Genomic DNA, 20,220 nt, shown 5'->3' on the forward strand with positions numbered 1-20,220 from the left:
CGCTGAGGGAAACCCCTCCACGGCGGTGCTCCGCCTGTAGTGACCGTAACGGAATGTTGCGGTTCTGTAAAGGGGGTTCATGAAGTTTCTGGGATGGGCGGCTTCCCCTCCCTCTGCCCCTGGGCTGCGCTGGGCTCCACGCCTGGGCTCCAGCAACGGCCCCAGGCTCCGGCGCGTGGTCAACGCGGTGGCGCACTGCTAGGAGTTCGGGTCTCGCTCCATCACCAGGGCATGACCATCACGCCGCAACGCTTTCCCTTTCTCCGCAACGGAGGTGCCCTGGTGCTGCTCAGCTCGGCGTGGCTGCTGGCGGCCTGCCAGCCGAAGGTGGCGCAACCGATCAAGGTGGATGCAGGCCAGCAGCAGCGTCTCAATCAGTTGGAGCTGAAAGTGCAGCAGCTGGAGCAGAAGCTCAATGCCACAACGCCCCGCGATCCGGCCGATCGGGACGGCAAGCCCCCCGCCGGCCCCGTGAAGTCGCTCACCCTTCGCAGCGGCAGCGACGACGATCGCCTCCGCATCTACTGGGCTGATGGCAGCAGCAGTGACCTGCCCTGCACCAAGGAACAGGGCACCCTGGTCTGCGGTTGATGCCGGCCATCCCCAGCTTGACAAGCTGAGTCAGCGCCGCTGAGCTAGCGGGCCATTCCGCTTCTCTCCCTTCTCCCATGCGCGCCTCCCTGTCCCCGCAGGCACTGCAAGCTGTCCTGGCGGGTTCCCTGGCCGCAGTTGCGCCCCTGAGCCTGGCTGTCCCGGCGGCCCTGGCCACCTCGCCGCTGGCTGAAGCCCCTGCTCCGGCCGAAACCCGCTTAGCGCAACTGGACAACGGAATGCCGTCGCCTTACAGCGGCATCCGCGCCCTCAACCTGGCCCGCAACGCGGCTGTGAAGCTCAATGGCGGCCTCGGGGTCTATCGGCCGGCCTCCTGCATGTTCCGCTCCACCTCGCAGGACAATGACTGCCTGATCTCGGCCGATGCTCAAGGATTCCTGTTCCGCTTTCTGGGGGGACAACCCGGATGGGAACAGCTTGATCTGCCGCCCACGGTGGAGACCGAGATCCTGATCTCTCCGGATGGCCGCGAGGTGGTGAGCGTGATCTACAACGGCGAGCCACGGCCGCCCATTCAGACGGAACCCGGGGATGCGCCCGTTGAGTCTGATCCCGCACCGCCTCAGAGCTGAGATCGGCAGGCCTGGGACCAGAGCAAGGTCACCCCTGCTCGAGTGCCAGGAGGGAGGCAACGGCACCGAGCGCCTCGGACCAGGCGCTGTCCACCGGCCAACTCTCACGCCTGGTCAGACTCAGGGCAATCCCTTTCTCGCCATAGGCAGCCTCGTTGAGGAACACCGGCCAGACCGGTTCAGACTCCAGACCCGGTGGCGGCACGTAGGGAAGGGGTTGCCCCTCTTCCCCCAGAAAAAGCGGATCACCGGGCCACATCGGCTGCCAATCGCGGTGCATCCGTCGCGGGTCAAAGCAGGCCGCCACAGCACCATGGGCATGGCGGGGCAGATCGAGGATGAGGAGATGGCGATGCACCACCAGCTGTCGCGGCAGACGCAGCTGACCGCGGCCCGCCGCCGCCAGGGCCGCCAGCGACGCCTCCACAGCCAGCTGGGTCTGGACGCAGATCGCCGGCACCACCACCCCCTGCGGCACCGGCCCCACCTCCACCACCAGGCCGCAGGGCCAGCGCTCCACCAGAAAACCGCTCTGGTGGGGATCGGCCTCATGCAAATAAACCGGAAGACCCAACGTTCCCTGCAGGGCGGCCGCCAAGGCCAGATCCGGCGGGCGCCGGCCGTAGACCACCAGGCTGTTGCCCATGGCTGCCGTTGTGCTGTGCAGATCGAGCGCCACCAGGCAGGGCTGCGTCCCCTCGGGGCCGTGGCGGCGGATCAGTTCACGGGCCCGCTGCATCTCGTAGGCATCCTCGGCGGGATCGTCCAGCAGGTCCGGCACGAAGCAGCGGTTGAGGTCGCGATCGCGATAGCGGCAGTTCGACGCATGGGCTTCGGGGTTGCCCAGCACCAGCTCCAAGGCCAGTCCACTGCGATCGAGCAGGGCCGGCTGCCGCCGCCAGGCGTCCAGCAACCAGGGGGCATTGCGCTCGTTGCCGTGGGTTCCTGCCACCACCAACACCTGAGCCCTGTCACCACCGCTCATGGGCTGCCTGCACGATCGCTCGCTACCCAGCCTGGCGCAGCGCTGGCCGAGAGTTGGACCTTGCCGCTGCCCTGTCATGCGCCCCCCCGCCCCCGTGGTGCAAGCGGTTCGCCAGGTCTGGGAATGGCAGTGGCGTCAGCTGATGGGCGGTCTGGGGCCGGCCGATGCCGAGGGCAACTACCGGCGTCCGGCCGCCGCCTACGGCCAGCTGCCCCCCCTGCCGCCGCGGGCCGGCGAGGCCGGCAGCCACGTGCTGATCGTGGGCCGCAGCTGCCCCTGGGCCCACCGGGCCTGGCTGGTCTGGACCCTGCGCCAGCTGGACGCCACGATCACGCTGCAGGTGGTGGAACCCGACCGACGGGGAGGGCGCTGGTGCTTTCCAGAACCCTTCGAGGGCTGCTCCACCCTGGCGGAGCTTTACCAGCGCCGTGCCCCTGGCGCCAGCGCAGCGCCGGCCCACGGACCCGCCACGGTGCCCTGCCTCTACAGCCGCACCGAGGGGCGGATCCTGGTGAACGAAAGCGCGGTGCTGATCGAGCTGCTCAATCAATGGCCCGCACCTTCCAGCGCCTGCGATCTGGCTCCGGCGTCGCACTCCAACCTGATCCAGGAGTGGCGAGAGCGGCTGCAGCACAGCGTCAACGATGGCGTGTACCGCTGCGGATTTGCCCGCAACCAGGCGGCCTACGACCGGGCCGAGGCAGCCCTGTTCAGCACCCTCTGCGCCGCGGATGAGGTCCTCGCCGCGGCCGAAGCCAAGCTGCCGCCAGCTGCCGGGAACCCAGGCCCCTGGCTCTGCGGCGGCAGCGAGCCCTCCCTGGCGGACGTGATCCTGTTTCCCACCCTGATCCGCCTGGAGCTCGTCTACGCGCCCCTGTTCGGCTGCAGCCGCCTGCCGCTGTGGCAGTTGCCGGCCCTGTGGCGCTGGCGCCAGCGCTTCTACGGCCTGGCCGGTGTGGCAGCCACCTGCTGGCCGGAGCACTGGCGGGCCGATTACTTCGGCAGCCTGTTTCCGCTGCACCCCTCCGGCATTGTCCCGGCAGGCCCGGCCCTGGCCACACTGGTGAACGGCACCCCAGCCGTTTCCTGCCAGAGGATCGATGCAGAGTCCTGATGCCGTCCACGAGGGCTACTACGGCCCCTACACCATCACGGCCGACGACCGCCGTGAGGTGCTGGGCTATCGGCTCGCCCTCACGGCCGTGGCCATCGGCCAGCTGGGCCTGCTGCTGCAGTGGCGCCAGTGGGGACCGGATCTGGTCTGGCCCTGGCTGCTGGTGATGGCGGCGGGCCTGGGGCTGGCCCTGCGCTGGATTCACATCTATCTGCGGCCCCTGCACCGGGCCCTGCAGGTGTTCTGGCTGCTGGGCTGCCTGGGCGGAATCGCGCTGGCCGCCCAGGCCGGTGCCAGCGCCATGCTGCCGGAGCTGGCACGCCAGCCGCTCTGGATCCTGGCGATCGGCCCCTTCTTCGCGGCCCTGGCCGGGGTGGGCTTCAAGGAGTTCTTCTGCTTCCGGCGGCCCGAAGCCATCGGTGTGACCCTGCTGCTGCCGCTGGCCCTGCTGGGCCGTCTCAGTGGCCTGCTCGATCCCGGCGCCACGGTGGCGCTGCTGGCAACCGAAAGCGCCCTGCTGCTGCTGTTGTGTCTGCGCAAATTCCCGATGCCGGCCGCTGCGGATGTGGGCGACAAGAGCGTGTTCGAGGAGATGGAGCGGCAACGGCAGGCCCCGGCGGCCGACGGCTTGCGAGGCTGAACACCGGCCCGCCCCGCAGCCCACCTGACCCATGAGCCTGATCAGCCTGGTGGATGCCGGCAAGGACTTCGGCATCCGCACCCTGTTCGAGAACCTGACCCTGCATGTGGGGGAGCGGGAGCGGCTCGGGCTGATCGGCCCCAATGGCGCCGGTAAATCCACCCTGCTACGGGTGCTGGCCGGCCTCGAACCCCTGGGCAGCGGCGAGCGGCGCTGCGCCAGCAGAACCCGGGTGGTGCTGGTGGACCAGGACCCCGTCTTCGATCCCGAGAACACCGTGCTCGAGCAGGTCTGGGCAGACTGCGGCGAGAAGGCCGATCTGCTGCTGCGCTACGAGCAGCTCAGCCATGCGGTGGCGGCCAATCCCGAGGACGGCGCGCGGCTGGCTGAGCTCAGCGATCTCCAGGCCCAGCTGGACCGCAGCAACGGCTGGCAGCTGGAACAGCAGTGCCGCGAGGTGCTGCAGCGGCTGGGGCTGGGCGACGGCCACCAGCGGCTCGGGGATCTGTCCGGTGGCTTCCGCCGGCGGGTGGCCCTGGCGGCCGCCCTGGTGGCCGAACCGGACGTGCTGCTGCTCGATGAACCCACCAACCACCTCGATGCCCACGGGGTGGAATGGCTGCAGAGCTATCTGGGCCGCTTCCCCGGCGCCCTGGTGCTCGTCACCCACGACCGCTACGTGCTCGACCGGGTGACCCGGCGGATCGTGGCCGTGGAACAGGGGGAAGCCCGGCCCTACGAGGGCAATTACGCCACCTATCTCAAGCACCGGGCCGAGGAGGAGGCCTCCGAAGCCGCCACGGCCGCGAAATTCAAGGGCACCCTGCGGCGCGAGCTGGCCTGGCTGCGCCAGGGCCCCAAGGCCCGCAGCACCAAGCAGAAGGCCCGCCTGCAGCGCATCGAGGCCCTGCGGGAGACGCCGCCGCGCCAGGGTCGCGGCCAGGTGAGCCTCACCACCAACAGCCGGCGCCTCGGCAAACGGGCGATCACGGCCGAGGATCTGTGCGTGAGCAGCGTCGAAGGGGAGCAGGGCCGCACCCTGCTGCGCCAGTTCAGCTACGACTTCAGCCCCGAAGACCGGGTGGGGATCATCGGTCCGAACGGTGTCGGCAAATCCAGCCTGCTGGAGGTGATCGCCGGTCGGCGCCAGCCCAGCGGCGGCAGCCTGGAGCTGGGCAGCACCGTGAAGCTGGCCTACTTCGATCAGCACAGCGATGTGCTGCTGCAGGCCAGCGCCGACGGCACACCGGCCCTGGAGCGCAAGGTGATCGATGTGGTGAAGGATGCCGCCAGCCGGGTGGACGTGGACGGGGTGGAGCTCAGCGCCTCGCAGCTGCTGGAACGGTTCCTGTTTCCACCGGCCCAGCAGCATCAGCCGGTGCGCAAGCTCTCCGGCGGCGAGCGGCGGCGCCTGCACCTCTGCCGGCTGCTGATCGAAGCGCCGAACGTGCTGCTGCTCGATGAACCCACCAACGACCTCGACGTGCACACCCTCAGCGTGCTGGAGGACTTCCTCGAAGACTTCCGCGGCTGTGTGGTGGTGGTGTCGCACGATCGCTACTTCCTCGATCGCACCGTGGATCGGCTGTTCAGCTTCGAAGACGGCGAGCTGCGGCGTTTCGAGGGGAACTACAGCGCCTACCTCGAGCGCAGAGATCAGAGCGGACGCGGCCAGGCGCCTGCAGACCAATCCCCACCGGAGCCCGTTTCCGCCACTCCAGCGACCCAGGCCGCCGCGGCCCCAGGGACCAGCGCAGCCGCACCGAAGCGGGCCCGCCGCCGCAGCTTCAAGGAGAACCGCGAGCTGGAAGAGCTGGACAGGAATCTGCCCCTCTTCGAGGAACGCCGCCGCGACCTGGAGCAACGCCTCGCCGGGGGCGGTGAGGATTACACCGCCCTGGAGAGCCTCACCCAGGAGCTGGCCGAGCTGATCGAGCGGATCGGAGCGGCGGAGGAGCGCTGGCTAGAGCTGAGCGAGCTGACAGCCTGAGCGGCGACGACGGCGGGGATGGGCCATCTCCAGACCGATCGAACCCGCCGAACCGGTTTCGGCGCCGCGGGGCGGCAAGCCGCAAACCGGGCCGAGGGGTTCCGGCAAACGCCAGGGCTGGGCGCGAACCGGTGCACCAGCAGCCTCAGCCAGCTTCATGGCCGTGGGTTTGTAGTCGTCGGCTCCACGGTGGAGGGCCATCTGATCGCCCATACGGCGCAGATAGAGGTCGTGCGCCCAGGTGACCAGGCCGTGCTCGTAGGCCTCACAGGCCGCCTGCGGCGAGGGGAATCGCTGACTCACCAGGCCACTGGGAGCACACTGCTTCCACTCCAGGATCTCGCCGAAAATGAGGCCCCGCCGCCATTGGCGCTGCTCGGAGAGATAGCAGTGATGCTCCGGGCCATTGATCCAGAACAGGCGACCAGCTTCATCGATGAAATGGCGGCCCAACCGTTGCCTGATGCGTGCCATGCGCGTGCCCTCCACTGGCTACGCCCTTGCTGATAGCCACGCCGAACCAGATCAGCAGCAGCGCACAGAGGCCCACCCATGCCGTGATGGCCCGTAAGGTGGAACCGATGATCTCCGGTGCGCCACGGCCGGCATTTGCATGAACACGATCGACGAGCACATCCAGAAGGATCAGACTGAGCTCGAAGCGGCCCGTGCCTCCGGCGACCTCGCCAAGCTGCGTCACCTCGAGGGCGAACTTCACGATCTGCAGGAATACAAGGAGCACCACCCCGAAGAGAGCAAGGATCCAACCTCCCTGGAGGTGTATTGCGATCTGAACCCTGAAGCCCCCGAATGCCGTGTCTACGACGACTGAGGCTTGTCCAGGCTGAGGCTCATCCAGGCTCAGTCGTCATCCCGGCAAGCAGCATTCCCCCATCCCAGGCTTCTTGATTGGGAGATCTCTCTTCCTGGGGCTGTATTTGCTTTGCTGCCCCACAACGCCTGCCGTTGTGGGGATTGTCTTTGGGAGCGAGCCAGTCAGAGCAGAGCCTCCGCCGTCAGAGTCAGCGCCCCTGCAGCAGCCTCGAGCAAGGCAGCTCAGATGCCGCTCAAACCCAGATCCGAGGCCGCTCAGCCCACGCCCAGTGCCTGCCACACGGCCTGCTTGAGGGGCTCCAGTCCCTGGGCCATCGCCGCCGAGATCGTCAGCACGGGCTGGCCGAGGCGAGCTTCGATCCGCAGGCGCAGCGCCTCCAGCTCCTCGGGATCGAGCAGCTCCAGCTTGTTGAGCACCACCAGCCGCGGCCGTTCCGACAGGCCGTGGCCATAGGCCTTGAGCTCCTCCTCCACCACGGCCAGATCCCGCTCCACATCAGGAGCACCGACATCGACCAGATGGAGGAGCAGGCGGGTGCGCTCGATGTGGCGCAGAAAATCGTGACCCAGACCCGCCCCCTGGGCTGCGCCGGCAATCAGGCCGGGGATGTCAGCAAAGACCGTGCCATCACCGGTGGGCCGGCGCACCACGCCCAGATTGGGCACCAGGGTGGTGAAGGGGTAGTCGGCGATTTTGGGCCGGGCTGCGGACAGCACCGAAATCAGGGTGCTCTTGCCGGCATTGGGCAAGCCGATGATGCCCACTTCCGCCAGCAGCTTGAGCTCGAGCTGCAGCGGCCAATGCTCCCCCTCCTTGCCTTCGGTGAACTTCTCGGGGGCCCGGTTGCGGTTGCTGAGGTAGTGCGCGTTGCCGAGGCCACCGCGGCCACCGGCGGCCACCAACAACTCGTCGCCGGGTTCGGTGAGATCACCCAGCAGGATGCCGGTGCGCAGGTGACGCACTTCGGTGCCACAGGGCACCTTGATCACCAACGGCGATCCACTGGCGCCGGTGGAACGGTTGGGCCCACCACGGCGGCCGTCATCGGCGGCGAACAGCCGCTTGTATTTGAAGTCGAGCAGGGTCTGGAGGTTGCTGTCCGCCACCAGCAGCACATGGCCGCCCCGGCCACCGTCGCCTCCGGATGGCCCACCGGCCGGCACATACTTTTCACGGCGGAAGGCCACGATGCCGTCGCCACCGCGCCCGCCCTGAACGGCAATGCGGGCCTGATCAATGAATTGCAAGGGGGACGGGGAAGGCGAACGACGCTGCCGGAACTCCGCAACCGGGACCTCCGCGATCGACAACCCTAGGATCGCCGGGTCGCAGGGCTGGTTTGGCCGAGGTTCGATTCCAGCAGGTCAGCAAGACCTATCCGCCGCGGCGCGGAGGTGAGCCCGTCTCTGTGCTGCGCCAGCTTGACCTGGCCATCGCCGACGGAGAATTCCTGGTGCTGGTGGGCCCCTCCGGCTGCGGCAAAAGCACCCTGTTGCGGCTGCTGGCGGGCCTGGAGACCCCCAGCGGTGGCGAGATCTATGTGGGCGGCAATCCGGTGAGCCGGCTGCGGCCCGGCCAGCGGGACGTGGCCATGGTGTTCCAGAGCTACGCCCTCTATCCCCACCTGAGCGTGGCGGACAACATCGGCTTCGGTCTGCGGCGCAGCCGCCCTCGCGGTGCGGCCGAGCAGGTGCAGGATGTCCTGCACCGGGCCAGTCGCCAGCTGCCGCCCCTGCTGCGGGTGCCCTCCCAGCGCGAGGAGCGGATCGAACGGCGCATCGCCGAGGTGGCCGAGACCCTGGAGCTGGAGCCGCTGCTGCAGCGTCGTCCCAAGGAGCTCTCCGGCGGCCAGAAGCAGCGGGTGGCCCTGGGGCGGGCGATTGCACGCTCGCCGGCGGTGTTCCTGATGGATGAACCGCTCAGCAATCTCGACGCCAAGCTGCGCACCGGCACCCGCGCCCAGATCGTCGAGCTGCAGCGACGCCTCGGCACCACCACCCTCTATGTGACCCACGATCAGGTGGAGGCCATGACCATGGGCCACCGCATCGCCGTGCTCAACGCCGGCCGGCTGCAACAGCTGGGCACGCCGATGGAGCTCTACCAGTGGCCCTCCAATCTGTTTGTGGCCCAGTTCATCGGCAGCCCGCCGATGAATCTGCTGCCGGTGATCGCCCTGGGCGGGGATCAGGTGCAACTGGGCTCACGCCGCTTTCTGGTGGAGGGGCCGGTCACCCAGGCCCTGGCCGCCCATGCCGAGAGCGCCTCAGCCAGCAGCCTGACCGCTGGGCTGAGGCCGGAACATCTACGGCTGGCCCCCGCCACCAACCGCAACCTGCCGGCCGAGGTGACCCATCTCGAGGCGCTCGGCAACGAGCAACTGATCAGTTGCCGGTTGCAGGAGACCAGCCATCTGGTGCTGTTGCGGGCCGATCCCTCGCAGCACCTGGCTCCGGGCCAGACCATCCACCTGGAGGTGGAGCCGAGCGGCTGGCGGTTCTTCGATGCCTCCGGCGAGGCCCTGCCCATGCCCCTGCCGGTCCCCATGGACCACGAGCCGAAGCTTCCAGACGTCGGACGGATCTGATGGCTCCAGCCTGATCACCCGAGCCCGATCACCGGGGCCAGATCACCGTGCAGCCCTGGCCGCCGTCACCCTGCTCCGCGTCGCCCACCCGCTCCACGTAGGGCACACCGGCCAGCCACTCGCGCAGCCCTCGTTTGAGCCGGCCTGTTCCGATGCCGTGGATCACCCACACCGGGCCATTGGCACCGCGCAGGTGTTCCTCCACCGCAGCCTCGGCTTCATGGACGCGCATCCCCCGCACGTCCACGGTGTTGCCCTCGGTGCGCACATCCGGCCCGCGGCTGGCGGGCGAGCGGCGGCTGCGGATCTGCACCACGGCAGCGGCAGGCTCCGGCAGGGTGGGTTTCTCGCCATGCAACCCCTCGATCGCCGTCAGATCGACGGTGAGCCGCAGCACACCGCAGCGCACGTTGAGTTCGCGGCCATCGCCTGAGATGGCCAGCACTTCGGCGGCCTTGCCCAGGGCCAGGAGCCGCACCCGATCGCCCACCATGGGCTGCCAGCCGCGATGGTCACGCCGCTCGGGCTGGGGCCGGTGCTGCCGCTCCAGGGTCTTGAGCCGCTGCCCCGCCTGGCGGGCCGTTTCCCCCAGGCTGGCCGCAGAACCACCGCCATCGCGGGCCGCCCCCTGCCGCAGCCGGCGAATGATGCGGCGCACCTCCTTCTGGCCGTCGCGAATCGAGTGCTCCAGCTCCAGCCGCCGCCGCTCCTGCAGCTCGGCGGTCTGCTCCTTCTGCTGCTGCCAGCGCAGCAGCAGCTCCTCATGCAGCAGCTCGGTGCGGGCCAGCAGGGCCGCCGCCTCTTCCGCCGCCAGCTGCTGACGCTGGCGCTCATCCTCGAGACCTTCGATCACCCGGTTCACCTCGCCTTCACCGGCCGGCTCGAGCTGGGCCGCCGCAGCCTGCACCACCGCAGGCTCCAGACCCAGACGGGTGGCGATCGCCAGGGCATTGCTGCGCCCCGGGATGCCCCATTGCAGCCGGTAGGTGGGCGAGAGGGTCTCCACGTCGAAGGCCACCGAGGCGTTCTCGAAGCGCGGATCGCCGTATTTGAGGGCCTTGAGCTCACCGAAGTGGGTGGTGGCGATCGTGAGCCGGGCCCGATCCGCCAGATGCTTGAGCAGCGCCGCCGCCAGGGCCGACCCCTCCTGCGGATCGGTGCCGGCCCCCACCTCATCGAGCAACACCAGCGAAGCGCCCGCATCCTCGGGGCCGAGGGCCGCGAGGATGCGGGCGATACGGCGGATGTGGCCACTGAAGGTGGAGAGGCTCTGCTGCAGCGACTGCTCATCGCCGATGTCGGCCAGCACCTGGGCGCACCAGGGAAACCGGGGAGTGCCGGAGCAGGGCAGAAACAGACCGGCTCGCGCCATCAGGGCCGCCAGCCCCACGCTTTTGAGCGTCACCGTTTTGCCGCCGGTGTTGGGGCCGGTGATCGCCACGACGCGCAGATCGTTGCCCACGGTGAGGCTCACCGGCACCACCGGCGCGCCAGCCTCGCGCCGCTCCTGCCAGAGCAGCAGGGGGTGGCGCAGCTCACGCAGCTCGAAGGCCGCTTCTGGATCCTCGAGCAGCTGGGGCCGCACCGCCCCGAGCCAGGCGCCATACCGGGCGCGGGCCAGGGCGGCATCCAGCTGGACGAGCACCGCCTGGAGGTGCTGCAACGCCGCAGCTTCCTCGGCCACCGCTGCGCTGAGCTGCCGCAACACCTCCCGCTCCAGGTCCCGTTCCTGACCCTCCAGCTCGCGGATGCGGTTGCCGAGGGCCACCACGGCCTGGGGTTCCAGGAACACCGTCTGACCCGAGGCGGAGCTGTCATGCACCAGGCCGGGCAACTGGCTGGCCGCACCGGCCTTCACGGCCAGCACGGGCCGACCGTTGCGCTCGCTGATCACCGTGTCCTGCAGGAGAGCGGCATGGCGCCGCAGCAGATCCTGAAGTCGCTCGCGCCGCTCGCCACGCACCCCCTGCAGCTGGCGTCGCAGACCGGTCAGGGGGGGACTGGCCCGATCCGCCACCCGGCCACCCTCCTCCAGGCAGAAATGCAGGCGCTGCTCCAGCTCGGGCAGGGTGCGCAGCCCCGCCACCAGAGCCGAGCTGGTGGGCCGCAGCTCCGGATCCTCGATCTGCCGCCGCAGGCGCCTGGCCGCCGCCAGGGTGGAGGCCACCAGCAGCAGGGATTCGCCATCGGCGGTGCCCTCCTTGGCGCAGAGCAGCACGGTGGCGGCGATGTCACCAACCCCCTGAAAACTGAGCCCACCCTCCACAAGACCATCGAGGCCGAGCAACTCGGTGGTTTCTGCCAGCAGACTCTGACTGGCGGCGCAGCTCGGCGCCAGGGGCAGATCGAGGCAATGGCTGCGGCCGGCCGCCGTGCTGGCGAAGCTGGCGACATGGCCGGCCAGGCGCGGCCACTCCAGCAGCTCAAGCGTGTCGTGCTGCACCGCCGACTGGGGCGCACTGGGGGACTGGATCAACTGCACTCAGCCGCCAGCGGCGGCACGGGAATCGGGGCCTGGCCCGGCACGTTGGAGGGGATGCCGGCGGCTGGCTCGTAGAGCATCTCCAGCCAGTTGCCCTCGGAATCCTGAAAGTAGAAGGACGCCGTGCCGTCGCGGTGGTCATGCACCGGCCCCACCGGATGACCGGCCGCCGCCAGGCGGGCATGGGCCTCCTCCACCTCGCAGCGCTCACAGAAGTGGAAGGCGACGTGGGGACCGGCCGCCTTGTAGCTGGGGCTCAGCAGGGCAATGCCGTCGCCATTGCGGGGGTTCTGGAGATAGGCCCAGTCGTCGGCCTCCCAGGTGAGCCGAAAACCAAGCGAGCCATAGAACGCCGTGGCACGGTCCATGTCCTGCACCCTCAGGGCCACGTGACCAAGTCGGTGGGTTGCAGGCCGGGGGGCAGACATGGCGATGGGTGCCTCGGCCTCCATTGTCCGCTTTACCGGGCAACACTGAGACCTCGTCCCAGCGCCTCAGCCCGTGACCCCAGCTCAGTCGGGTCAACCCAGCAGCTTCTGGCTCACCAACCGAGGGGTGGTGGCGACCGGGTTCCTGGTTCTGGAGCTGGTGTTCTTCGCCACCGACTCGGTGGGCGTACCCGCCCACGCCTATGTGAGTGGCGACGTGGGAGGAACGCCCTACCTCGCCGGCTGGTTCAGCCACGCCTTCCTGATTCCGGCCGCGCTGATCATGCCGCTGCTCGGCAGCCTGCGGGAGCGGGTGGGGGCCAAAGCGATCGCGACCGTGGGTCCAGGGCTGTTCGGCGTGGCCTGCCTGATCAGCGCCATGGCCACCGATCCCCAGCTGTTCATCGCCATGCGCGTCCTGCAGGGACTGGGGGCCGGCGTGATCCCAGCAGCCGCCGGCGGCTATCTGGGCGGCCAGCTGGGGGAGAAATACACGCCGATGGGTAAAGGACTGGTGGCGTTGGCGCTGGTCACCGGCTCCAGTGCCGGCATCCCCTTTTCCGGTTTCATCACCTGGTATTTCAGCTGGCGGGTGCTGTATGGGGTGCTGGGCCTCACCGCCCTGGTGGCGGTGGCCGTGATCGCCCGGCTGATGCCAGCCACCCCAGGCAACCCGCAGGCTGAGATCGACTGGCTTGGTTATGGGCTGATGGCCGGCGGCTTCGGTCTGCTGGCGGTGTCACTTGTGGTGGGCAACCAGCAGGAGTGGTTCCAGAGCAGCACCTATGTGGTGATGCTCTGGAGCGCCCTGCTGCTGATCGGCCTGTTTGCCTGGAGGGCGGTGGCGGTACCGAAGCTGATCAACCTGCGCATCTTCCAGGACATCAACTACTGCATCAGCGTCGTGAACCTGAGCTCGGTAATGTTCTTCCTGTTCATGATGTTCGCCATCGTGCCCCGCTTTCTCACGGTGGCGCTGGGCAACACGATCGCAACTTACTCCTGGTCCTTTGTGCCATTTGTGGGTACCGCGGTACTCACAGCCGTGATGGTGACCCCGGGGGTCAGCCCCCATCTGATCGCTGCCCGGATTCCGGCCAAGAAGAAGCTCTGCGCGACCGCGATCCTGCTGTTTGCCCTCACGGCCCTGTGGATGGCCCACACCAGCGCCCAGCAGAACAACGCCAATCTGACGATTCAGCTGATGGCCGTAGGGACGTGCTTCGCGCTGATCAACTGCCTGGAAATCCAGATGTCGTTTTCCACCATGGCGCCCGAGCTGATGACCAGCGCCAGCTCGGTGCTGTTCTTCTGCGCCAACATCTCGAAGGCGCTTTCGGGAGGCGTGAGTGCCGCCATCCTCACCGTCACCAGCCAGGGCAGCTGGGATCGATTCCGTGAACGAATCAGCAGCACCAGTCCAGCGATGGAGGCCTTTCAACAACCCCTGAGCGGCCACTCAGCGGGCATCAGTGGCGACACCTGGTCGCAGGGCTCCCTGGAACTGATCAACAAGGCAACCGCTCAACAGGTTGAAGTGGTGGCGTTCATCAACATCGCCACCCTGGTGGGCCTGGCGCTGCTGGCGTTGTGCGCCCTGCCGCTGCTGCACCGCAGCCCAGGTCCGAGGCGCTGAGCCCGCAGCCACCGCCGCAACTCCTGGCAATCAAGCGCCCTAAGCTCCATGTGATTGACCTGCCTAAGGGGCACGCATGAGCGCTACGGCCCTCAACCCAGGCGAAGCCCCTGGGGCTCCAGCTCCGCCCCCTGCTCCCCCCGGCAAACGGGGTCGCGGGCGCACACTCTGGATCGCCGGCGGTGCCGTCGCGCTGGTGGGGGCGGGGCTGACGGGCTATTTCGTTCGCAATCATTATTTCCCTAGTACCAACGACGCCTACGTGCATGCCTACACCGTGACGGTGTCGCCCTACGTGGAGGGCTATATCAAGACCATCCAGGCTGAGCCCAACGCCTTCGTGAAGAAGGGCCAGCTGCTCTACGAGATCGTGCCGCTGCCCTTTCAGCTCAGCGTGGCTCAGCAGCAGCACCAGGTGGAGGCAGCGATTGCCCAGAAATCCTCCCTGGAGGATCAACTGCTCAAGGCTCGCCAAGCCCTGAAAGATCAGCAGGCAAGCCAGTGGCTCATCGACCTCAACCAGCAACGCTATGCCTACCTCCAGCAACAGCAGGTGGTAGCCCTGGAGAAAGAGCAGGAATTCGAAAGCGCCAAGCTGGAGGCCAAAGCCAAAGTCAAAAGCGCAACAATCGAAATCTCAAGACTGCAGAAACAGATCAGCGAGCAAGACGCCAATATTCGCGCCATGCGGGCTGCGGTTGGCACTGCGAAAGTGAATCTCAATTACACGCGCTACTACGCACCCATGGATGCCTACGTGAGCAATAGTTTCAGTATTCGCGCGGGGCAATACGTCAAGCCAGGCCAGGCCATGTTCAAGCTGATCGACAACACCCACTGGTGGGTGGACGCCAACTTCATGGAGTCGCAGATCGGTCGAATCCGCGATGGCATGCCCGCCACGATCAGCCTGGACATGTATCCCGGCACTACCTTTTCAGGCAAGGTGATCAACATCAGCCAGGGCAGCGGTGCCTACGACTCCCTGCTGCCACCCCAGAACGCCACAGGCAACTGGGTGAAGGTGCCCCAACGTTTTCCTGTGCGCATCCGCCTCGAGCAGAACACACAACATCCGCTGCGGGCGGGCGCCACGGCCCATGCCACGGTGAATACGCTCTGAGGCTTACTGGGGCAGGGTGATCGGCAGCTCTACAGGCTGATCGGGCCGGGAGGGCACCGGCAGGAGCTCACGCAGCAACTGCGCGTAACTGAGGTTGGCCAGGGTCATCGCCTCGGCCCGCTGTTCCATGGCCGTGGTGAGGGAGCGAATCGTGTCGGCAAGGTCGGTGTAGTCAGCCAGTCCAAATTCATAACGAGCCCTGGAATCGCGGTAGGCCTCGCGGGCGGCCCGGAAGGAGGCATTGGCGGCGATGATCTGGCTGAGAGCCGCACGATGGCCGTAGTAGGCGGCTTCCAGCCGCTGTCGAATGGCATTGCGCTCAGCGGCCTCGGCCTGGGCGGTGCGATCCGCCGCGGCCCGGGAAGCCTGCACCGCGCCGGTTGTGATACCGGCATCAAACAGTCGCCAGTTGAGCAGCACACCGGCGGCCCAGTCGCCACCCTGGGAGTTCAGACCAGGGATGAAGGCCGGCCCCTTGCAGCAGCCGTTGAGATCGATCACCGGAGAGGTGCTCTGGGCCACCTGATACCCGCCCGTGGCGAACAGCGACACCCGCGGCAACAGCTCGGCGGCGGAACGATCCGCCTGCCGCTGCAAAGCGGTGCGTGCAGCCTGCAGGGCCTGCAACTGGGGATTGTCCTGAAACCCGCGAACAATCGTCTGCTCCAGATCCAGCGGCCAGGGGGGCTGCAATCGCACTGCCTGCCTGGCCACCAACGTGACATCGAAGGGCACATTCACCAGGTTGCTCAACCGGCGCTGGCTGCTGAATCTCAGGGCCTCGGCCTGCTCCAGCCGGAAGCGGTCCTGCTGGAGCAACGCTTCAGCCCGCAACAGATCAACCCGCGGCACCAGAGCGGCCGTTTTCATCGCCAGAACCTGATCACGGATCACCGTGTCGTTGTCTACAACGACCTGACGGATGCGCCGGAGCTGATCGGCCAGCTGCAGGCGGTAATACGCCTCGCTCACATCCAGCTGCAGCTGACGCAGCCGGTTGGCGTAGGTGTGCTGCGACTCCTGCAGATCCGCCTTCACCTGGGCGAGGGCTGCGCTGCGTTCGAAACTGACCAGCTCGTAATCGAGCCGCAGCTGGGCAAAGCCTTCACCGATGTTGGTCTGATAACGGTTCGAGCTACCGGTGGGCACCGCAAAGGCCGAATTGACGCCGTAGCCCTCTACACCAAGATTGCCCTTCCAGGCCCAGTTGCTGCCAGCCTGCTGGCTGTAACCGCCACCCAGGGCGAGGCCCAGGATCGGATAGAAACGGCCACGTACAGAGAGCAGCCAGCCCTGCTGTTCGTTCACACGAGCGATCTGTTGCTGCAGCACCGGATCGTTCTGCACCGCCAGGGCGATCGCCTGCTGCAGATCCAGCCGCAGGCTCTCACGGATCGCCACGGCGCTGGGCTCGTCGGGCAAGGCGCCCGCTGCGGGCGCCGGCAATCGACGTAGCAACTCCGCGGTCTCAACCGGTGACGGCGCCGCAGACTCGGCATCGGCAGGCCAGGCCTGATCGAGGCGGTCAAGATCTCGGGCGTAGGCCTCGAAGCTGCGCAGCAGGGGCCTGAGGGCTGGCGGCGTGGCTTCCGCCAGAGCCGCGGGCGCAGGAAGTACCACGCCCGCCAGCAGCGCTGCCGCCAGAGGCGCCATCAAACGGTGCACAGGCACAAGCATGGACTGGCGGCAGAAGCTTGAGCGCGCCAACCCTATAAGCGGCAGGCATGATGAAACAGCACAGATACCAGCTTCAGCCCTGGCGCAGCCAGGCCGCCGCATCACAGGCGTGATAGGTGAGGATCAGATCGGCACCGGCCCGCTTGAAGCAGAGCAGGGTTTCCAGCACCACGGCCCGCTCGTCGATCCAGCCCCGCTCCGCCGCCGCCTTGACCATGGCGTATTCGCCGCTCACGTTGTAAGCGGCGATCGGCAGTTCGGTTTCGCCCCGCAGCCGATGGATGATGTCCAAATAGGCCAGGCCGGGCTTCACCATGAGGATGTCGGCGCCTTCCTGCTCATCAAGCAGGGCTTCGGTGAGGGATTCACGGCCATTGGCCGGGTCCATCTGATAGGTGCTTTTATCCTTGGGAATCGGCTTGCTGTTGGTGGCGCGGGGCGCCGAATCGAGCGCCTCGCGGAAGGGGCCGTAGTAGGCGGAGGCGTACTTGGCGGTGTAGCTGATGATCCCCACATGCTCGAAGCCCCCCTCATCGAGGGCCTCGCGGATCGCACCCACGCGGCCATCCATCATGTCGCTGGGGCCGATCAGGTCGGCGCCGGCGCGGGCCTGGGCCACGGCCTGGCGGCAGAGGATCGAGACGGTCTCGTCGTTGAGCACCACCCCCTCGGCGCTGACGATGCCGTCATGGCCGTCGCAGGAATAGGGATCCAGGGCCACGTCCGTCATGATCGTCATGCCGGGGTGCACCTCCTTCAGCCGGCGGATGGCGCGAGGGATCAGGCCGTGCTCGTTGAAGCACTCGGCGCCGTCCTCGGTCTTGAGGCCATCGGCCACCTTGGGGAAGAGCACCACGCAGCGGATGCCCAGATCCCAGGCGCGGCCCACCTCCTGCACCAGACCCTCCAGGCTCCAACGCTGGCAGCCGGGCATGGCGCCGATCGGCTCGTTGGTCGCCCCCTCATGCACGAACAGGGGATAGATGAAATCAGCCGCTGCCAGATGGTGCTCACGCACCAGGGCCCGCAGCGCAGGGGTGCGGCGCAGCCGGCGGGGGCGGTAGGAGAGCTCCATGGACGGAAACGGGCTGGCCGGATCCTACGGATCAGGGATCTGCACCACTGCCGTGGTGGAACCCTCAGAGCTTCGCCGACTGGATCCAGCCGCTGCGGGGATCGGCACTGCGGGCCTGCCGCAACTGCTCCAGCAAGCTGCGCTCCTCGGGGCTGAGCGCCTCAGGAAGCTTGAGTACGGGTGTGAGCAGCAGGTCACCGCGCCCCCCCTTCACCGGCCAGCCCTTGCCCTTGAGGCGGAGGCTGCGGCCCAGGGTCATGCCGGGTGGCACCTGGACGGCAGCCTCGCCATCGGGCGTGGCCACGCGCACCTCACCGCCGAGGGCCAACTCATCGAGGCTGAGGGGCAGCTCGGCCCGCAACTGATCCCCATCCAGTTTCCAGACGGGATGCTCCTGCAGCTGGAGCTGCAGGTAGAGATCGCCGCGGCGCCCCGTACCGGGCTGGAGATTGCCCTTGCCCTTGAGGCGCAGCCGGCTACCGGCCTTCACACCGGCAGGAATACGCACCTGGACCCGCTCCTCGTTCACCGCGAGGGTGCGTTCGCAGCCGCGAAAGGCCTCGCTGTAGGTGAGATTGAGGCTGGCTTCAGCATCGAGATTGGCGGCGCCGCCCCGGGCCGTGGCAGCACCGGGGCCAGGAAAGCCACCCCCGAAGCCTCCGGGGAAACCGGAGCCGAACCCGAAACCTCCCGGCGCCCCGCCGGAACCGCCAAAGCGACCGAGCAGATCGTTGATGAAGTCGTCGAAATTGCCGTAACGGCCGAAGTCGACATCCATGCCGGGCCCACCGCCCCCTGCGGGCCCTCCCACCTGGCTCCAGTACTGACCGAACTGCTCGTAGCGCCGCCGCTTGTCGGGATCGGAGAGCACTTCATAGGCCTCACTCACCTCCTTGAAGCGAGCCTCTGCGCTCTTGTCTCCGGGATTCACATCCGGGTGGTACTGCCGTGCCAGCCGCCGAAAGGCCTTCTTGATGGTGTCGGCATCGGCACCGCGCTCCACGCCCAGAACCTTGAAGTAGTCGCGGTAGCCGTTGGCATTCATCGCAGCGCAGGCAAGTCGGAACAACGGCCGGCCCCAGTGTCTCAGCCACAGCCCATGCTGTGCGGCCTCTGGGTGGGCGGAAGGCCGAACGCGAGTCCTGTGCATGGGAGGCCACCGTTCCTAAGCTCGTGCAAGCCCAGGTTTCGTCCATGTTTTCTCGCGGCACCCTGCGCTCCGGACTGCTGGTCGGCCTCAGCACCGTGCTGGTGGGCATGGCCAGTGCCGGCAGCGCTCCCTCCGGCAAGGCCAGCACCACCCCCAGCCTTGGCGAGGCCCTTTACGCTTCGACCGCCGAACAGAAGGCCCTCACCGAACACCTGCGTGCCAAGGGCGTTCTGTTCTACGGCGCCTGGTGGTGTCCGGCCTGCTTCAAACAGAAGAGCCTCTTCGGCAAGGAAGCCGGCAATCGCCTGCCCTATGTGGAGTGCGACAAAGACGATGCCGGCCGTCAGCGCTGCATCAACGCCAAGATCCGTGCCTTCCCCACCTGGGAGATGGCTGGCAAGCGGCTTGAGGGCGTGCAGACGATCGAGCAATTGAAGCTGTGGAGCGGCTACGGCCGTTGAGGAACCTCAGAGGCCGCTGACGCCCTTCAACCCCAGGAATCCTGCAAAGCCAAAACACAGAACCGCCTGGATCTGGCGCTGACGCTGCGCCATCCAGGGCGCCATTCGATCGAGTGCTCGGCGGCCACGGGCGCCCCAGAGCCACACCAGAGCCGGTGGAGCCAGGGCGGGCAGCAGGGTGATCAGGGCCATCAGACTCACCAGCAACACTTCGGTCGGGAGTGGCGGCTGGGCGCGGGCCAGATCCTGCAGTGCTGGCAGAAACAACACCAGCGAGGTGAGGTTGGTGGCCATGCTGCCGGTTCCGATCAGCAGACCTCGGCTGAAGCTGGTGGGGGCCGGCTGCCCAGCAGCCTCAGAGGAATGGATGAGGCGTCCCTGCTGAATGGCGAGGCCCAGGGTCAACAACAGCAGCGCCAGCACGAGGTGCACCACCGCAGCCACGGGGTCAGGCCCGGGCGTACGGGGCGGCAGGGCATGGCCAAGCAATAATCCGGCCAGGGTCCAGCCAGCCACCACCAGGGTGGCGCCAACAGCGAAACCCCAGCTGGGGCCCAGGCCTTGCGTGCTTCGGCCCAGGAGCATCACCTGCAGGATCAGCACCAATGGGCTCACTGCCGCCCCCACCGCAAGGGGCAGAAGTTCAACGAGCAGGGAGAAGGACACCATCAACCCGGCAACAGGGGCATGGACGGTCGGCTCAAGGGGCTGTGCGCGGTGGTGGCAGGGCGATGGAGGGGACTCCGGGGCCCAGCCGATGGCGGATTCGATCTTGCTCCCAGAAGCTGACGGCCGTCTGAGTCCAGCAACAGAGCAAAGCCTTAGGGTTCGTTGACCTCAGCCCACTCTCCGA

Annotated in this window: 20 protein-coding genes; 10 read left to right on the forward strand and 10 right to left on the reverse strand. The window is 67.6% G+C overall.

Annotated elements, in window-relative coordinates; genetic code table 11:
* Window positions 1–183: hypothetical protein (locus VB716_RS06075; RefSeq protein ID WP_323270004.1), on the reverse strand; the 183-nt coding region annotated here is incomplete at its 3' end.
* 48 nt (window positions 184–231) lie between these two features.
* Here VB716_RS06075 and VB716_RS06080 point away from each other — a divergent pair.
* Window positions 232–591 (forward strand): hypothetical protein, encoded by a 360-nt coding sequence (locus VB716_RS06080; protein ID WP_197156959.1) that lies wholly within the window; start codon window positions 232–234, stop codon window positions 589–591.
* A gap of 77 nt (window positions 592–668) precedes the next feature.
* Window positions 669–1,184 (forward strand): hypothetical protein, encoded by a 516-nt coding sequence (locus VB716_RS06085; RefSeq protein ID WP_322758373.1) that lies wholly within the window; start codon window positions 669–671, stop codon window positions 1,182–1,184.
* A gap of 28 nt (window positions 1,185–1,212) precedes the next feature.
* On the opposite strand, the gene VB716_RS06090 is transcribed toward VB716_RS06085, so the two are convergent.
* Complete coding sequence (locus VB716_RS06090; RefSeq protein ID WP_322758372.1) at window positions 1,213–2,169, reverse strand: aspartoacylase; 957 nt, start codon at window positions 2,167–2,169, stop codon at window positions 1,213–1,215.
* A gap of 76 nt (window positions 2,170–2,245) precedes the next feature.
* On the opposite strand from VB716_RS06090, the gene VB716_RS06095 reads away from it, so the two are divergent.
* The 3 genes from VB716_RS06095 to VB716_RS06105 are packed head-to-tail and all read left to right on the forward strand — an operon-like array spanning window position 2,246 to window position 5,913.
* Entirely contained in the window at window positions 2,246–3,283 is a 1,038-nt protein-coding gene (locus VB716_RS06095; protein ID WP_197156963.1) for a glutathione S-transferase C-terminal domain-containing protein, read from the forward strand.
* The gene (locus VB716_RS06100) at window positions 3,270–3,923 is read left to right on the forward strand and encodes a DUF2301 domain-containing membrane protein (protein WP_197156964.1); all 654 of its coding nucleotides are present in this window, start codon (window positions 3,270–3,272) and stop codon (window positions 3,921–3,923) included. The genes VB716_RS06095 and VB716_RS06100 overlap by 14 nt, the downstream gene beginning before the upstream one ends.
* A gap of 31 nt (window positions 3,924–3,954) precedes the next feature.
* On the forward strand, window positions 3,955–5,913 hold the full coding sequence (locus VB716_RS06105; RefSeq protein ID WP_323270005.1) for an ABC-F family ATP-binding cassette domain-containing protein: 1,959 nt from the start codon (window positions 3,955–3,957) through the stop codon (window positions 5,911–5,913).
* Here VB716_RS06105 and VB716_RS06110 read toward each other — a convergent pair.
* The gene (locus tag VB716_RS06110; RefSeq protein ID WP_323270006.1) at window positions 5,887–6,387 is read right to left on the reverse strand and encodes a hypothetical protein; all 501 of its coding nucleotides are present in this window, start codon (window positions 6,385–6,387) and stop codon (window positions 5,887–5,889) included. The two genes, VB716_RS06105 and VB716_RS06110, sit on opposite strands and share 27 nt — an antisense overlap.
* Window positions 6,388–6,526: 139 nt before the next feature.
* Between VB716_RS06110 and VB716_RS06115 the strand changes: the two genes are divergently transcribed.
* Complete coding sequence (locus VB716_RS06115; RefSeq protein WP_197170647.1) at window positions 6,527–6,745, forward strand: Calvin cycle protein CP12; 219 nt, start codon at window positions 6,527–6,529, stop codon at window positions 6,743–6,745.
* 257 nt (window positions 6,746–7,002) lie between these two features.
* On the opposite strand, the gene cgtA is transcribed toward VB716_RS06115, so the two are convergent.
* Window positions 7,003–7,995, reverse strand: coding sequence for an Obg family GTPase CgtA (cgtA, locus tag VB716_RS06120; protein WP_197156969.1), 993 nt, complete (start codon window positions 7,993–7,995; stop codon window positions 7,003–7,005).
* 92 nt (window positions 7,996–8,087) lie between these two features.
* Here cgtA and VB716_RS06125 point away from each other — a divergent pair, with 92 nt between their 5' ends.
* The gene (locus VB716_RS06125) at window positions 8,088–9,335 is read left to right on the forward strand and encodes an ABC transporter ATP-binding protein (RefSeq protein WP_323270007.1); all 1,248 of its coding nucleotides are present in this window, start codon (window positions 8,088–8,090) and stop codon (window positions 9,333–9,335) included.
* A gap of 28 nt (window positions 9,336–9,363) precedes the next feature.
* Here the strand turns inward: VB716_RS06125 and VB716_RS06130 are convergent, their stop codons facing one another.
* Together VB716_RS06130 and VB716_RS06135 are read right to left on the reverse strand one after the other, a co-directional pair.
* Window positions 9,364–11,811: an endonuclease MutS2 gene (locus tag VB716_RS06130; protein ID WP_231598013.1), complete on the reverse strand. Its 2,448-nt coding sequence runs from the start codon at window positions 11,809–11,811 to the stop codon at window positions 9,364–9,366.
* Window positions 11,808–12,245, reverse strand: a complete 438-nt coding sequence (locus VB716_RS06135; RefSeq protein WP_322758366.1) for a VOC family protein — start codon at window positions 12,243–12,245, stop codon at window positions 11,808–11,810. The genes VB716_RS06130 and VB716_RS06135 overlap by 4 nt, the downstream gene beginning before the upstream one ends.
* A 73-nt stretch (window positions 12,246–12,318) precedes the next feature.
* On the opposite strand from VB716_RS06135, the gene VB716_RS06140 reads away from it, so the two are divergent.
* Together VB716_RS06140 and VB716_RS06145 are read left to right on the forward strand one after the other, a co-directional pair.
* Entirely contained in the window at window positions 12,319–13,881 is a 1,563-nt protein-coding gene (locus tag VB716_RS06140; protein WP_322758365.1) for an MFS transporter, read from the forward strand.
* Between the two features lie 76 nt (window positions 13,882–13,957).
* On the forward strand, window positions 13,958–15,004 hold the full coding sequence (locus tag VB716_RS06145; RefSeq protein ID WP_323249610.1) for an HlyD family secretion protein: 1,047 nt from the start codon (window positions 13,958–13,960) through the stop codon (window positions 15,002–15,004).
* 3 nt (window positions 15,005–15,007) lie between these two features.
* Here VB716_RS06145 and VB716_RS06150 read toward each other — a convergent pair whose 3' ends face one another.
* The 3 genes from VB716_RS06150 to VB716_RS06160 all read right to left on the reverse strand — a co-directional run bounded on the left by VB716_RS06150 (window position 15,008) and on the right by VB716_RS06160 (window position 18,801).
* Window positions 15,008–16,681 carry a TolC family protein gene (locus VB716_RS06150; RefSeq protein WP_323270008.1) on the reverse strand — a complete coding sequence of 558 codons (1,674 nt, stop codon included), beginning with the start codon at window positions 16,679–16,681 and terminating at the stop codon, window positions 15,008–15,010.
* A 73-nt stretch (window positions 16,682–16,754) separates the two neighbouring features.
* Complete coding sequence (gene hemB / locus VB716_RS06155; RefSeq protein ID WP_323270009.1) at window positions 16,755–17,756, reverse strand: porphobilinogen synthase; 1,002 nt, start codon at window positions 17,754–17,756, stop codon at window positions 16,755–16,757.
* A gap of 64 nt (window positions 17,757–17,820) precedes the next feature.
* A complete protein-coding gene (locus tag VB716_RS06160) occupies window positions 17,821–18,801 on the reverse strand; it encodes a DnaJ C-terminal domain-containing protein (protein ID WP_197158896.1) in 981 nt (326 codons plus the stop codon).
* 149 nt (window positions 18,802–18,950) lie between these two features.
* Between VB716_RS06160 and VB716_RS06165 the strand changes: the two genes are divergently transcribed.
* Window positions 18,951–19,367, forward strand: coding sequence for a hypothetical protein (locus tag VB716_RS06165; protein ID WP_197156973.1), 417 nt, complete (start codon window positions 18,951–18,953; stop codon window positions 19,365–19,367).
* A 6-nt stretch (window positions 19,368–19,373) separates the two neighbouring features.
* On the opposite strand, the gene VB716_RS06170 is transcribed toward VB716_RS06165, so the two are convergent.
* Window positions 19,374–20,036 carry a GAP family protein gene (locus VB716_RS06170; RefSeq protein WP_323270010.1) on the reverse strand — a complete coding sequence of 221 codons (663 nt, stop codon included), beginning with the start codon at window positions 20,034–20,036 and terminating at the stop codon, window positions 19,374–19,376.
* Between the last annotated feature and the right edge of the window lie 184 nt (window positions 20,037–20,220).

Source organism: Synechococcus sp. CCY9201, assembly GCF_034931105.1.
Classification (GTDB): domain Bacteria; phylum Cyanobacteriota; class Cyanobacteriia; order PCC-6307; family Cyanobiaceae; genus CBW1002.